This window comes from Paenibacillus sp. N119s, from assembly GCF_059447605.1.
In genome coordinates, this window is sequence record NZ_JCAJRU010000139.1 from 1 (window position 1) to 13,896 (window position 13,896).

The 13,896-nt window shown below is 42.4% G+C and carries 19 protein-coding genes; all 19 read left to right on the forward strand.

The genetic code is table 11. The features are described from left to right. Positions 1-140: 140 nt before the first annotated feature. Complete coding sequence (locus AC5V8P_RS16010) at positions 141-506, forward strand: hypothetical protein (RefSeq protein WP_064795273.1); 366 nt, start codon at positions 141-143, stop codon at positions 504-506. Positions 507-526: 20 nt separating this feature from the next. Continuing rightward, a complete protein-coding gene (locus AC5V8P_RS16015; RefSeq protein ID WP_064795272.1) occupies positions 527-796 on the forward strand; it encodes a hypothetical protein in 270 nt (89 codons plus the stop codon). Positions 797-999: 203 nt separating this feature from the next. Further along, complete coding sequence (locus AC5V8P_RS16020; RefSeq protein WP_064795271.1) at positions 1,000-1,293, forward strand: hypothetical protein; 294 nt, start codon at positions 1,000-1,002, stop codon at positions 1,291-1,293. After that, the gene (locus AC5V8P_RS16025; protein WP_064795270.1) at positions 1,283-1,795 is read left to right on the forward strand and encodes a DUF4200 domain-containing protein; all 513 of its coding nucleotides are present in this window, start codon (positions 1,283-1,285) and stop codon (positions 1,793-1,795) included. Before AC5V8P_RS16020 ends, AC5V8P_RS16025 begins: the two co-directional genes overlap by 11 nt. A 120-nt stretch (positions 1,796-1,915) precedes the next feature. Next, the gene (locus tag AC5V8P_RS16030) at positions 1,916-2,128 is read left to right on the forward strand and encodes a hypothetical protein (protein WP_081276701.1); all 213 of its coding nucleotides are present in this window, start codon (positions 1,916-1,918) and stop codon (positions 2,126-2,128) included. A gap of 21 nt (positions 2,129-2,149) precedes the next feature. Continuing rightward, on the forward strand, positions 2,150-2,521 hold the full coding sequence (locus AC5V8P_RS16035) for a hypothetical protein (RefSeq protein ID WP_064795268.1): 372 nt from the start codon (positions 2,150-2,152) through the stop codon (positions 2,519-2,521). Positions 2,522-2,658: 137 nt separating this feature from the next. Further along, the gene (locus AC5V8P_RS16040) at positions 2,659-3,993 is read left to right on the forward strand and encodes a hypothetical protein (protein ID WP_064795267.1); all 1,335 of its coding nucleotides are present in this window, start codon (positions 2,659-2,661) and stop codon (positions 3,991-3,993) included. A 368-nt stretch (positions 3,994-4,361) separates the two neighbouring features. Beyond that, on the forward strand, positions 4,362-4,610 hold the full coding sequence (locus tag AC5V8P_RS16045; protein ID WP_064795266.1) for a hypothetical protein: 249 nt from the start codon (positions 4,362-4,364) through the stop codon (positions 4,608-4,610). Between the two features lie 146 nt (positions 4,611-4,756). Beyond that, the gene (locus AC5V8P_RS16050) at positions 4,757-5,230 is read left to right on the forward strand and encodes a hypothetical protein (protein ID WP_064795265.1); all 474 of its coding nucleotides are present in this window, start codon (positions 4,757-4,759) and stop codon (positions 5,228-5,230) included. A gap of 214 nt (positions 5,231-5,444) precedes the next feature. After that, entirely contained in the window at positions 5,445-5,624 is a 180-nt protein-coding gene (locus AC5V8P_RS16055; RefSeq protein ID WP_064795264.1) for a hypothetical protein, read from the forward strand. Continuing rightward, positions 5,614-5,814, forward strand: coding sequence for a hypothetical protein (locus AC5V8P_RS16060; RefSeq protein ID WP_064795263.1), 201 nt, complete (start codon positions 5,614-5,616; stop codon positions 5,812-5,814). Before AC5V8P_RS16055 ends, AC5V8P_RS16060 begins: the two co-directional genes overlap by 11 nt. A gap of 223 nt (positions 5,815-6,037) precedes the next feature. Beyond that, positions 6,038-6,727, forward strand: a complete 690-nt coding sequence (locus AC5V8P_RS16065) for a stalk domain-containing protein (RefSeq protein ID WP_064795262.1) — start codon at positions 6,038-6,040, stop codon at positions 6,725-6,727. Positions 6,728-6,836: 109 nt separating this feature from the next. Further along, complete coding sequence (locus tag AC5V8P_RS16070) at positions 6,837-7,280, forward strand: terminase small subunit (protein WP_064795261.1); 444 nt, start codon at positions 6,837-6,839, stop codon at positions 7,278-7,280. Beyond that, positions 7,277-8,512: a PBSX family phage terminase large subunit gene (locus tag AC5V8P_RS16075; protein ID WP_064795260.1), complete on the forward strand. Its 1,236-nt coding sequence runs from the start codon at positions 7,277-7,279 to the stop codon at positions 8,510-8,512. The genes AC5V8P_RS16070 and AC5V8P_RS16075 overlap by 4 nt, the downstream gene beginning before the upstream one ends. 14 nt (positions 8,513-8,526) lie before the next feature. Further along, a complete protein-coding gene (locus tag AC5V8P_RS16080) occupies positions 8,527-9,996 on the forward strand; it encodes a phage portal protein (protein WP_064795259.1) in 1,470 nt (489 codons plus the stop codon). Continuing rightward, positions 9,993-11,696, forward strand: a complete 1,704-nt coding sequence (locus tag AC5V8P_RS16085) for a minor capsid protein (protein ID WP_064795258.1) — start codon at positions 9,993-9,995, stop codon at positions 11,694-11,696. Before AC5V8P_RS16080 ends, AC5V8P_RS16085 begins: the two co-directional genes overlap by 4 nt. Positions 11,697-11,955: 259 nt before the next feature. Beyond that, entirely contained in the window at positions 11,956-12,591 is a 636-nt protein-coding gene (locus AC5V8P_RS16090; protein WP_064795257.1) for a phage scaffolding protein, read from the forward strand. A gap of 15 nt (positions 12,592-12,606) precedes the next feature. Next, a complete protein-coding gene (locus tag AC5V8P_RS16095; RefSeq protein ID WP_064795256.1) occupies positions 12,607-12,978 on the forward strand; it encodes a hypothetical protein in 372 nt (123 codons plus the stop codon). An 18-nt stretch (positions 12,979-12,996) separates the two neighbouring features. Further along, on the forward strand, positions 12,997-13,896 hold a 900-nt coding region (locus AC5V8P_RS16100; RefSeq protein ID WP_495473719.1), incomplete at its 3' end, for a major capsid protein.

Below are 13,896 nucleotides of genomic sequence, written 5' to 3' on the forward strand. Positions count from 1 at the left end.
CGTGAAGCACTGAAAGAAATAGCTGATACCAAATATGACATGTCAGGTGTACTTGGACGAGTTACGGCACGTCGGGCATTAGGTAGGGAGTAACCACCAATACAATACGCTCTGACGGAGCGTTGGAAGGATGGATAGATATGTCGGTAAAGGATATGACAAACCAGCAGCTTAACGACGCATTGCGCATACTGCTTGGATGGACAAAGATCGGAGAGCATCCTGACGGTCACTTTGGATGCTGGAAGACACCGGAAGGGAAAATGTCGGGGCATCTCACAAGTGGAAAAGAACCTGATTACTGCAATGATGCTGCCGCCTCTCTGGAGGTACAGGCAGCGGCATGTGAGGTTCATCCAAACACATATATCCGCTACTTGGAAAAAATTAAATGGGGGCAATCAACTGGGTGGAAGGTGAGCAACCGCGTGGTAGCGCAATTGTGCAACGCCAGCCCCCGAGAGAGGGCAGAGGCTGCTTATATGACATTATCAAGTAAGAATTAATAAAGGAAGGGATGATAGATATGAAACCGTATTTCACGAACGAAAAATTGGATGAATTAAGCAAAGAGTATCGAACAATGCCGATAGATGGCGAAGGACGGTCTTATGAGCCAGAGTATAACGGGATGGTCGTACGTAGTGATATTACCAAACTTGTGGAGGACGTAAAAGCAGCACGTAAGCAATATTATGCAGTTGAAAATGTAGTTAAGCTAATCGTCCAGAATTATAGTCATGTATTGTCGTATGACATCACGCAAAGAGCTTTAGCCGTTATACAAAAGGATTAAACCAATACAGGGTGTAGATAGTGGCCCCCCATATTGTCGCTACCAACGTTAAATATGGAGGGAGAGGTAACCACTCATAGGAAAGCGGTGTGAACCCATTATAAATGCTCTCTCTATAAGAGTAAATGTCGTGGGACTTGCTTGGAGAGTTAAAAATACGCTACAGGGTGTAGGACCTACACCCACTAAGGGAGGATATATAGATGCCAGTTTTCACTTATGGACATTTTGAGACGAATATAGATCCAAAAAGCGAATTGAGCGGATACCTAAATGAAGTCAATGAACAACGTGAACATAAACTATTAGTCGAGTGTGAAAAAGTAAAGAGAGGTTTGTGGAAGAAACCAGAGACTATATACAATCTATACGCTGATATGGGTTATGGAGAATACCAGGAGATTGAGTGTGCCAGTGGGAATGAACGAGTGACTATGGCTTACTTACTAGGCATGCTGTCCGGATTACGTATGGGGAGGAACAACAATGACAGATAAACCACGCTTAATAGATGCAGATAAGCTAATCAAGTGGTTTGCGCATGCTCCAGACTCAGACGGTTTTCTGGAAGGATCATCGTGCGTAAACTCATTCAATAGTTTAACTGATGCAATATCATCAGGATTATTTGATCCAGACCCACCACAGCAGCCAGAGGAACGTTACTGGCAAAAGCGTATGGAACGGGAGAGAGAACGTGCAGATTCGGCAGAGGCTGATTTCCAGGCTTTAAGTGATAATTACGACGAGTTGAAGAAGGCAAAATACTATTGGGAGCGCAAGAGGACGGAGCATAAGAATCGCGCAGATCGCGCTGAATCCCTTATACAACAAAAGGATGCAGAGATAGCACGCCTGAAGCACATTATAAGCATGGCGCGAACCGAACATGAATTATGGGAGAACCCAGCGTCTGCGGCTGAGTGCATGATGATTTGGTTAGACAAGGCTTATGAAACGCATGTACAACCTGAACACGCGTCTGGAGACACCCCATGATAAGAGCCTATACCTCTATATTATGCGCATTACTGTTATATGTGGGTGTAGTCAGTATAGATAGGTATATGTTGATCGAGAGGATTGAACCGAACATTTTGAGCGAAGGAAGGAATGGACATGTCGGGTAACAACGACAAAGTGACGGCGAAAAGCTTTTGGGTGTGGACCAAGAAAGCAGAAATTAAGAACCCAGCGCATTCACGCGAAGGCGATCCAGTACATGAAAGATATCTCTATGAGGCTCCTAAGTTTATGCTGGACGATGGATTAATACAGGACTCGGCAGATTCGCCGCGTGAAGGGCAGACAAGTATATTCGATTTTATGTAAATTACAATGGGAGGGCTATGGATGGAGGCGGTGCAGATGGAATTATTCCCGACAGCAAACAGGTCAGACATGCAACTGGCTCGAAGCCTTTTGAATCGGTACACCAGGATGCGTAAAACCGTTGATAGCCTGTCCGCTAGGAATGCAATAGGCGAGAAAGAACGGCTGGTTATGGAGGAATACAGACGGAAGACAGAGGCTGTAGAAATGGCTGTGAGCCTTATTATGGACGATAACGTTCGCCGGGTAATGGAGTTTCGATTTATTCGAGGAAACACTCGATGGGGAACAGTAAGTCGTTTCAGCAGCATATCTGACCGTAGTGTTGATAGGAGAATTGTACGAGGGATAGAATCCGTGGCTGAGACACTAAAATTAATCGGTGAAATATAAATAGTTAAGTAATTCGGAATCCAGAGGAATATCTTTAAAACGGTATTCCCTGGAATATTATTTCAAAAACAAAAATTCAATTGACCAAAAGATACCAAAGTAATAATCTGTAAACAAAGATAGTCAGGGGGGAAAGTATGTATATAAACTCGATTATAGATTACCGAAACGGCTACAAGTTGTTACAGACAAAATATAGAAATGAATATAACGAAGTACTTCAGAGTATTGAAGAAATAAACTTTAATGATATTCAGGAAAAAATTGAAGGAAGGATTAAGTACAACGGACTAAGACGGAAAGAAGTTGATTGGGAAAGAAAATTAAATACATATGCATGGAATAGTTTTCCTCCAAGATGGGATGCAAGAATAAATACTGGATTGGACGTTCATAAGAATAGCGTTTCTGCTAGTTTGAATTTTTATATTAGACCTGATCGCATGAATACTACTTTTTATTCAACTCTACCGTTTGTTATAAGACATACTAATATAGAGGTTTTAGTATTTATAATATTACAGAACGATTTATTAAAAAAAATAACTCATTTACAACAACACGGATTTGAAACGCTATATAAGTATTACAAGTCACACTCCCCATTGGAAGTCATGCGACCATTTATTGTTATAGGAATTAACAGTGAACCGCCATTAGATGGAGCATCAATTGTTAATCTAGAATATTTCTCAAGTGAAAATAACTATGAAAATAATACAAGGATTATTAGAACTATTGAATTCCCTCATGGCTACTATCATGCGGGTGTTGGAATACTGAGCTACTTTGATAAAATTTTACGTGAAAAGCATCCAGATAGCTCCGCCAAGGTGAAAATAATCCAAGAAGACCTAATAGTAAAAATGGTTATTGAAACAGGTTCAGGAGATAAAGAAATTATTGAAAAGACCTTAAATGACTATGGACAGGTTGTGAGTGGGAGAATTGCTCCACAAGATTTTTTGGATACAAACTTACAAGTTATCGAACTGCGGGCAGAACTGAATATTGCTGCTACCAGGATTAAGATGCAAGAGGATTTATTGAGAGTACAAGAAACGCAAATTGAAAAGTTACTGGAGATTGTTGGTGATGGTTTACGAAGAAGTAATGACAGGCCTATCCAAATCGCCATTAATAATTCCAATTATCAAGAAACAAACATTCAAAATGAAGTTGGAGAACTTTTGCGGTATTTGACGGAGTTAAAAGAAAACTCTGAGGATGATGAAGTGGCAACATCGATTGATGAAATAAATGAAATTGCCTCCGCCACATCCGAAACAGAAGACGTAACTAAAAATCCGGATTTTTTCTCAAGGATTAAAGGTCTCTTAGAGAAAATAAGTGGTATTAGCAGTACTGGAAATGAAACAATTGCAGCATCTTCTACTCTTATTAGAAACATTATATTGAAGTATAACGCTATTGCTAAACTTGTAGGGCTTGCTACAATACCTTTTAATTAGCATTGAGATTTGGTGGGTTGTTTGTGTCTGTAGTGCGTCTGTAGTGAGTCCGCATGGTGTCGGCGGTTCAGATTTAAAGTAGGGACATAGGGTTAACGCCCGGGTGTCCCTGCTCATCCGACCATTGCAGGACTCGTCCATACTTAAAGGCGCTGCTTTGAACACAGGGCGATGGAGCACTTGTTGCGGTGGTGTGGAAGCGGGGAGGGAATAGGTTAGAGTCCTTTCCAAGCGACTCCGCCCGGGTGCTATAGAAATACGGGCCAAATAAATAATCACTCATGACCTTCATGGTAGAAGTATTGAGTGAAAAGAAGACGAAAAGCGACGGGAAACCGCCGCTTTTTGCGTTCAAAGGAGGAAACGACATGAGCTATGCATATTTAGACAACGCAGGTATTCTTCATCTGCATCCGCTGGAGCGGGAGGCGCAGAAACACGGTAAATACGTGGAAACCAACCTGGAGTATGACGACAGCGGCTTTCCGATCATCGGTGACGAAGGCGTGGTGTACTACCCGAATGAGGGTACAGCCTACATCAAAGGCAACAAAGCCAAAGGTCAGAGCATTGCAGTACCGAACGTGCTCAAGCAGTTGGCTGACAAACTCAAGTAACACCTTTTTCCCGGCTTAGTCCGGGGATATGACACATACAGGATTATAGCGGTTCGATTCCGCTGTGTGTCTTAATAGATGTTTACGATTATAAGAAACGTGCTGTAAAATGTCGGTTAAACACACCTTAGAGGATGGTACAGCCGATGATAATGGATCGTGAACAATTTAGAGTGCATTTGAAAGAGGGTAATCGCAAAGGCTTGCCTCTCATAAAAATGATCGCATTCAAAGCAAAATACGTTAAAATGGATCAAATGGATTTCGAGACACATTTCGATAATCTCTTGAGTGTGCGCCTTAGCAACGTCTTAGCGAGCGAGTTTCAAGGCAAATCGTTCCAAGAATTCGCTAACCACAAATTATCCTATTATTCAGGGCTAAGAAACATGGGTAAGTTAACGTTTTATGAATTTATGGACGTGCTGTACGATATGGCTGTTCCGATACAGTTAGACCGCAAAAGCAGCGAATACTACACTGTTACTCAGCTTGCTAATATCTTGGTCGCAAAAGAAGAGGATATAACAAGACAATTAGAATCAGGTCGATACAAAGATGCATTCATTAATGAACAAGGTGAATGGCTGAAGCCGAAACCGCCTGAAAATGATAAATAATTTCGTGGTCGCCAATAGGCGGCTTTTTTATTTGCCGAAAGGGTGATTGTGATGATAACACAGGAATCTATAGACAGGTTGCCATGGTATCACAAAGTATGGATATACGGAGTCATGATCCTTTACTTAGCAATTGCCTATTTGATTTATTGGCCTTTAGCAGTTGTCATAGCGCCTTTTTGGTGGATAAAACGAAGAATGAGGAGGTAAACCCATGAAACTCTATACAGACGGAACCATAGAAGGTACACCACAGGAGATAGCGGAGTATAAAGGCTTGAGCGCCCCTTCTATAACCATAAAGACAGCTGATATCAAATGTGACGCTAAGAAGATCATTGATGGGATGGCAGCAGAATTATCAAAAGGGTTGAGGGTACAGTATGGGTCATAACTATGTCATTGTAGTTCTACCAGAAACGATTATTCAGATATTGTTAATTGTAATGATTATTGGCGTCATTTCACTCACCATATGGCAATGGAAGAATGAACGGCACAGGAAGAGGGCTATAGAAGACCTAGAATCCGTTGTGACCAAATATGAACAGACGTATGATCGAATGTTTAAAGAAGCAGAATAGGCCCGTAATATACATCTGAAAATAGCTGAGAGGTGACAGCTAAGTAGGATACACGGGTCTATTTGTCGTGAATGACTGTAACAACTTAAAAAGCTTTTGTAAATCTATGATAGAAAATGATTGCTGGAAAATAAATACTGGATTAAATGAGTCTTTTCTCCTATAATTCGATCTGGAAAAAGGTACTATTTTCCGATGTTTTTTAAAATGGGAGGAAATTCTTTTGAAAAAAGAAATTAAAGGCTTTGTGTTGGGTCTTGCTTGTGCCACGCTCCTAACAGGAGGGGTTGCCTATGCAGCTTCTAATACGGTAAAACTAGATGTCAACTACGGAATTAAATTAATACAGAATGGCATCGACAAAACTCCTACTGGGAGTGCAAAACCATTTATTGCAAATGGAAATACTTATGTTCCTCTGTCTGTTGTTAGTGATCTTGTAGGAGTTAAAACCACGTGGGATTCTAATAATAAAAGTGTAATAATAGGAGAAAAAAGCGAGGGTAAGCCCTTAGGGACTCCTGATTCGATAGACACTAATAGATATCCTTCTCTTAGTAGTAACAAAAGCATGGTGATAAACAGAAAATCGTACGGATCTTTAGGTTTTAAAATAAATAGCAATCATGATTCTAAATATGATTATGTAAAACTAAATTATGCACTAAACAATCGGTATTCTGAATTAAAATTATCTTTGGGTATAGATGATGAGAATCTAATAAATTATGAATTTTTAAGGAATATTTCTTTTAAAAATGAAAATGGGGATGTTCTAAAACAAGTTTCATTGGGCGAAGGAAGTGTCCAAGAAAACATAACTGTTAATTTAACAGGGGTTCAAAAACTTGTCATTGAAATAACAGGAAACGGAACTGGCATCGTAGATTTTATTAACCCAACTATTAAATAGCATGAACAGTATTTCAAGCCATCCAATACAGGGTGGTTTTTTTATTACTCCTGAGTAATTCACCAATTGATTGGTGACAACCAAACAGAAAGAGGGTGGGTGATATGACATGAAACTAAACGAAAACCAGAAGCGCTTTGCTGATTATTACATTGAGACTGGTAATGGCGTTGATGCATATCGTAAGGCTGGATATAAAGCTAAATCAGATGCCACTATGAGGACAAATGCTAGCAAATTGCTAACAAATCCTAACGTCAGGGCCTATATTGATGATAAAATCTCGCAAAAAGACGACGAAAGGGTAGCCAAACAGGACGAAATACTCCAATTCCTTACTAAAGTTATGCGAGGGGAACACACCGAACAGATACCAGTGGGCAAGGGTGAGGGGTGTTTTGAGCTTGAGGACAAGGATACTTACGTTAAAGACCGTGTAAAGGCTGCTGAACTGCTTGGCAAGCGTTACGCTATGTGGACAGACCGGCAACAAGTGGATGCCGTTATGGGTGTGCAAATCGTCGATGACGTCCCAGGTAGTGATGAAGAGTGACAAAGCTAACTGATTTAATTGCTCCGTCCTTTTATGACATACACCACGACTTGAAAAAGGGTAGACATACTCATTACTGGCTCAAGGGTGGTCGCGGTAGCACAAAGTCATCATTCATTTCCATTGAAATCATTCTAGGGATGATGAAAGACCCGAAAGCCAATGCAGTAGTCCTCCGCAAGGTTGGCCTATACCTGAAGGATAGCGTATTTGAGCAACTCCAATGGGCTATTGAGGTGTTGGGGGTAGAAAACTATTGGCACGCCAAATTGAGCCCATTAGAGCTTGTCTACATCCCAACAGGACAGCGCATTATATTTCGCGGAGCTGATAAGCCTAAAAAGATTAAATCAACCAAAGTAAAAAACGGGTACATCAAATATATCTGGTATGAAGAAGTAGATGAATTCACCGGGCCAGAAGAAATACGAACTATCAACCAATCACTTATGCGGGGTGGAGAAGGCTTTGTTGCTTTCTACTCTTTCAACCCTCCCAAATCACAGCGCAATTGGGTAAATGATGAAGTCACGGAAACGAGACCCGATCGCGTTGTTCATCATAGCACATATTTGACTGTTCCTCGGCATTGGCTGGGTGGACAGTTTTTTATTGAGGCGGAACATCTTCAAAAGACTAAGCCTGACAGCTATAGACATGAGTATATGGGTGAGGTCACAGGAACCGGTGGAGAGGTATTCACAAATCTTACTATTAGAGAAATTACCGACGAAGAAATTTCAATGTTCGATCAACTACGCCGTGGTATCGACTTCGGGTACGCCAAAGACCCAGCCCATTATGGGGTTATGCACTACGATAAGAAGAAACGCAGACTGTATATCTTTCACGAGCTTCACAAGGTACAACTGCACAATCGCAAGGCAGCGGAACACATTAAGGCTGAAAACAAAAGCAATGGCTTAGTTATGGCTGATAGTTCCGAACCGAAGAGCATAGCAGAAATTAAAGAATATGGCATCCGTATTAGAGGGGCCAAAAAGGGGCCGGATTCCGTTGAGTACGGTATTAAATTCCTTGAGTCGTTGGAAGAAATCATAATCGATCCTGTGCGGTGCCCAAACACCAAGCGGGAATTTTACGGATATGAGCTTGAGCCAGATGGAAATGGTGGGTTTAAGGCCGGATATCCTGACCGAGACAATCACAGTATTGATATGACCCGATATGCTCTTGAAAATGATATGAAGGCTCCTACATTTGAATTTTAAGGAAGGAGGTAAACATGACCACAACAGAAGAAGTAATCTACAACCTTGAAAAGAATGCTCCTATGACCAACCGTGAGATAGCGCAGCAAGAGGTTAATGACTTCAAACGATCCAAGAAACTAGAGTGGATGATTGTTGGCGATCTATACTATCGAAATAAGACAGAAATACTCCAGCATAAACGATATGTTATCGGTGAAGGCGGAGCAAAGATAGAGGCGCAAAATCTGGCCAATAACAAACTGGTATTCGGGTTTGTACGCAAGCTGGTTGATCAAAAGACCGGCTATTTGCTGTCTAAACCGATAAGTATTACAACTGATGGACCCAAAGAGTATAAGGATGAACTGGATAAATACTTTGGCAAGCCTTTTTTACGCCAGTTAAAGAACCTTGGCAAGAACTCAATTAACAATGGTATCGGATGGTTGCAAGTATACTATTCCGAAACTGGAGAGTTAAGTTTCAAAGTTATTCCGTCTAAGGAGTGTGTGCCGCTTTGGAAAGATGGAGCTCATACTGAATTGGATGCAATGATTCGCTTTTACCCAGTGGAAGTATACGAGGCCAAGACAAAAAAGACCATTCAAATCATTGAGTTTTGGGATTCAAATGGTGTTATGAAGTGGGTACAAAACTCCACGTCTGACTATGTACCATACGAGGAATTGCAGGGGCATTTTTCTGCTGAGGATGTTAATGGGAAGGTTCAACAGCTCAACTGGGAGCGCATCCCGTTCATCCCGTTTAAATACAACGATGAAGAAATGCCACTTGTTGAGATTCTAAAGACATTAGTAGATGACTATGACAAACACGTCTCCTTCAACTCTAACAATCTTGAGGACTTGCCGAATGATATCATCGTGCTCAAAAACTACGATGGTACGGATTTGGGGGAAGCACGGCGTAACTTGGCGCAATACCGTATGACAAAGGTTTCTGGTGACGGTGGCATTGATACAATTAGCGTTAACATTGATACTACGGCGTTAACTAGCCATATAACTGAGTTGCGGAAAAGTATTTATGAGTTTGGACGCGGGGTAGATACGCAATCCGATAAATTCGGTAACAGTCCATCCGGCATTGCTTTGCGCTTCCTATACGGGGACTTGGATATGGATGCGAATATCATCGAGACGGAGTTTCAAGCTTCGCTGGAGCAATTGCTCTGGTTTGTTAATCAACATTTGGCGAATACAACGAACAAAGATTACTCTGAGTTTGATGTAGAGTTCATCTTTAACCGAGATATCCTGATCAACGAAACTGAAGCCGTGACAAATGCTAAGGATAGTGTAGGTGTTATTTCCGACGAAACCATTGTGGCTAATCATCCATGGGTAACCAACGTACAGGACGAACTGGACAGGCTTAAAAAGGAAAAAAGCGAGGCAATGCCAGTGGCAGAAGATCAACCTTACGGTGGCACGGGCGGCGCACCTCCTGAAACAGACCCAAAACAGGATGATCCGTCATGAAGTCCGAGGAATACTGGTCAGGGCGTATGGATGCCCTCAATGAGGCGCAGTTAGGCAAAGGTGTTGCTTACGTCCGCAAAATGGAGATTGAGTACGCCAAGGCTAACGCATCCATCCAAAAGGATATTGACGTGTTCTACCAGCGGTTTGCGAAAAATAACGAGATCAGCCTAGCGGAAGCGCGGCAAGTGCTCAAAGTTGGGGAGCTCAAAGAGTTTAAGTGGACTGTTGAGGATTACATTAAGGCAGGCCGCGAGAATGCGGTCGATCAGCGGTGGATGAAAGAGCTTGAGAATGCATCCATAAGAGTGCGTATGACTCGTTTAGAGGCTTTGCAAATGCAGATGCGGCAACATGTCGAGGTGCTGACTGGAAAGCGTCAGGCAGGCGCTAAAGAGCTTATGGGCGATATATACAAGGATGGGTACTATCACTCAGTGTTTGAGCTACACAAGGGTACAGGGTTGGGCGCCACTTTCTCTAAGTTAGACAAGCGGCAGATTGAAGCGGTTTTAAGTAAACCCTGGGCAGCCGATGGATCTAATTTCAGTGCTCGTATTTGGAAGGATCGAGACAAACTGGTGCATGAGCTTCAAACCGTGCTTACACAGGGCATGATACGCGGTGATACACCCGATAAGATGGTCAACGCGCTGTCTGACCGAATGGGCGTTTCCCGTTCTGCAGCTGCACGAATCATCCAAACTGAATCAGCCTACTTTGCCGGCCAGTCTCGCATGGATGCATACAAGGAGTTGGGCGTAGAGCAGTACAAGTTTACAGCTACCCTGGATAAACGTACATCAAGTATCTGCCGGCACATGGATGGAGAGGTATTTGCAGTGTCTGAGGCCGAGGTAGGAGTTACTTACCCGCCACTGCATGCTTATTGTCGTTCTACGACGATTCCTCATTATGAGGACAATGTTCAAGAACGCATTTCACGGGATGAGGAAGGCAAGAATCAGGCAGTGCCAGGTGACATGACTTATTCCGAATGGGAAAAGGAATATGTTAAGCCGAACACGCCTAGTGAACCTGCAGAAAGCAATACATCTGAGCCAGAGGTTGAAGAACCTGGAGGAAGTTTTAACCGGAAGTACAATCCAAAAGCTTCTTACCATGTTGATCTACCTAATGTGTCTGAACCGGTATTAGAAAAGTTAGCTGAGGTAAACCGTAGTCTTGCCCGGGAAGGTCACAAAGCAGGTAAAGAAATAATGGTTATTATGGATCAGACAGCAGGCAAGAAAATCGGTAGAGCTGATGGTATCATAAATAAGGTTACATTCACGCCTGAAATACACGATTCGCTTATTAAAGCACCGCCGAATAGTGTCATCCTGACTCATAACCACCCGAGAGGAACAAGGGTTAACGTGAAGGATATTCGCAACATGGCGATTTATCCGGCTATATCTAGCCTGCTTGCAGTTGGGCATGATGGCGGAGTAAGTGGAGTATCATCCAATGGTAAATCATCCGATCTGCTTGTGTTTAATAATGTGCTGGAATCCACTGCTATGGCTGCTCTTGAGCAGTTACAAAGCAGCGAGAACTATGCTACAATGTCAGAAACAGCCAAGAATGAGTATATGGATTACCTATGGTTGCGATTAATCATTAAAGAACTGGGGTGGACGTATGTCGAAGACTTCCAAGCAGCCAAAGCGGACTATCGGTTTAGGTTTAATCGATGATACGCCGCTGAAGTTGGATTTTACTAAAACGCCTAAAGAAATAGCTGCTGACATGCTAAAGCAAGTCAAAGAGCCGTTTGAAAAACAAAATAGTAAGGATTAAAGCCTGATTGCACATTTAGATGCAGCAGGCTTTTTATTTTGCCCTGCCATATGGCTATAAACTGGGTATTGCCCTCTTTAAAGGTTCGGGGCTGACTGAACGTATCCTATGCGTGGTGGGTTACACGTCATAAAAACTAAAATAGGGGTGCTATTAATGGATTTAAAAGAATTGCTTGGAGAAGATTTGTATAACCAAGTTGTTGAAAAGGCTGGTGATAAGAAACTGGCAGTCGTTAATGATGGCAACTGGTTCCCAAAAGATAAATTCGATGAAGTGAACAATACCAAGAAACGACTCGAAACGGATCTAAAGGACCGGGATAAGCAGTTGGCTGATTTGCAGAAGGCCGCAGGGGATGTGCCAGCGCTACAGGAGCAGATTACTAAGCTTCAAGAGGACAATAAAGCAGCTACAGACAAGTACAATGCAGACATGCAGGAGTTACGCCTTAATACGGCGCTTAAGATGGCTTTGAGTGGTCAGGTTCACAACGCTGATATTGTTGCGAAGCTACTGGACAAAACAAAAATCGAACTGGATGACAATGGCGCTATAAAAGGCGGTTTGGACGACCAACTCACAGGCCTTCGCGAAAGCGATGGCTTTTTGTTTGTGCCAAAAGAGGAAAGTAATCCGCAACCAACTTTCAAAGGTGCTAAACCAGCAGATGGAGCAGGCGGAAAGCAAGACCCGGTTAAGGGTGAGCCAAATTACGGGAAGATTGCTGCACAGAATAAGTCGGCGGATAACGAAGGCCTATCTAAAGCCCGTGAATCCTATTTCCAATAACAGGAGGATGAGAAAATGAGTAAATTTGTAACCACTAAATACGGAAATAAAAAGGTAATCACCAAATTCCCTGATCATTACGTGAACCTAGCTATTACAGTGGACGATACGGGAATCACAGCTAATGCAGACGGTAAAAAAATTGTCCCTGCCGGAACGATTATCGGTAACGGCATTCTGAATGACATTACGAAGCTGGGCAAAAAGGCAGTCACAACAACTGGAGTTTCTAATGCGGAAGGCGTGCTTTTTGAAGACGTTGATGTTACCTATGGCCCTGCTTCAGGAGCGTTGATGATTCACGGCTTCGTGGATCTGAGCAAAATCCCAACAGCGCCAGCGCCAGAAGAAATTACTGCACTTAAACAAATCACATTTTTGAAATAAGAGAGGATAGGTGAAGACATGCCAACAATTTATGATCTTGTAACAGCACCGAATATCGCAACGTACTATCAGGAGACAGCATCTAATGCAATCCCTTATTTGGGGGCTACATTATTTCCACCGAAGAAACAGCAAGGTTTGGATTTAAGCTGGATTAAAGGAGCCGGCGGGTTGCCAGTATCATTGCAACCGTCCGAATTTGATGCTAAGGCAACGCTACGCGAGCGTATTGGGTTTGAAAAAGTGGATACTGAAATGCCGTTTTTCCGTGAGGGCATGAAGATTAATGAGAAAGAGCGTCAGGAGTTACTTAAACTTTTGTCTTCTCCTAATGCGGCGTACTATCAAACACTAATTGATAAAATTTACGACGATAGAAAAACACTGATTGATGGTGCGGTTGTAGTGCCTGAACGAATGATTATGCAGTTGCTTTCCTTGGGCAGAATCGACATTGTGGCTAATCGTCTGCAATACAAATACGATTACAAAATGTCTGACGAACACAAAACTACTCTTACAGCAGATGCTAAGTGGAGTAGCCCTACTGCAACAATAGTGCAGGATATTCAAACGTGGATGGACTTGGTCGAAGACGATACAGGCGTTCGACCAGAGAATGCCATTTGTACGCGGAAAACGTGGAATTATATTCTGAAAAACGTTAGTATCCGCTTGGACATGAATCCTGCTGGTGGTCAGAACATTATTATGACGGATGCTATGATGCGGCAATACCTTGTCGGTAAGTTGGGACTGACAGTAGCTGTGTATAACAAGAAATTCGCATTGCAAGACGGTACTACGGGCCTGTTTTACCCAGATGATTACTTTACCCTTATCCCAGCTAACACACTGGGCAATACGTGGTATGGTACTACACCTGAGGAAGCGGATTTGATGAGTGGTGGTACGGAT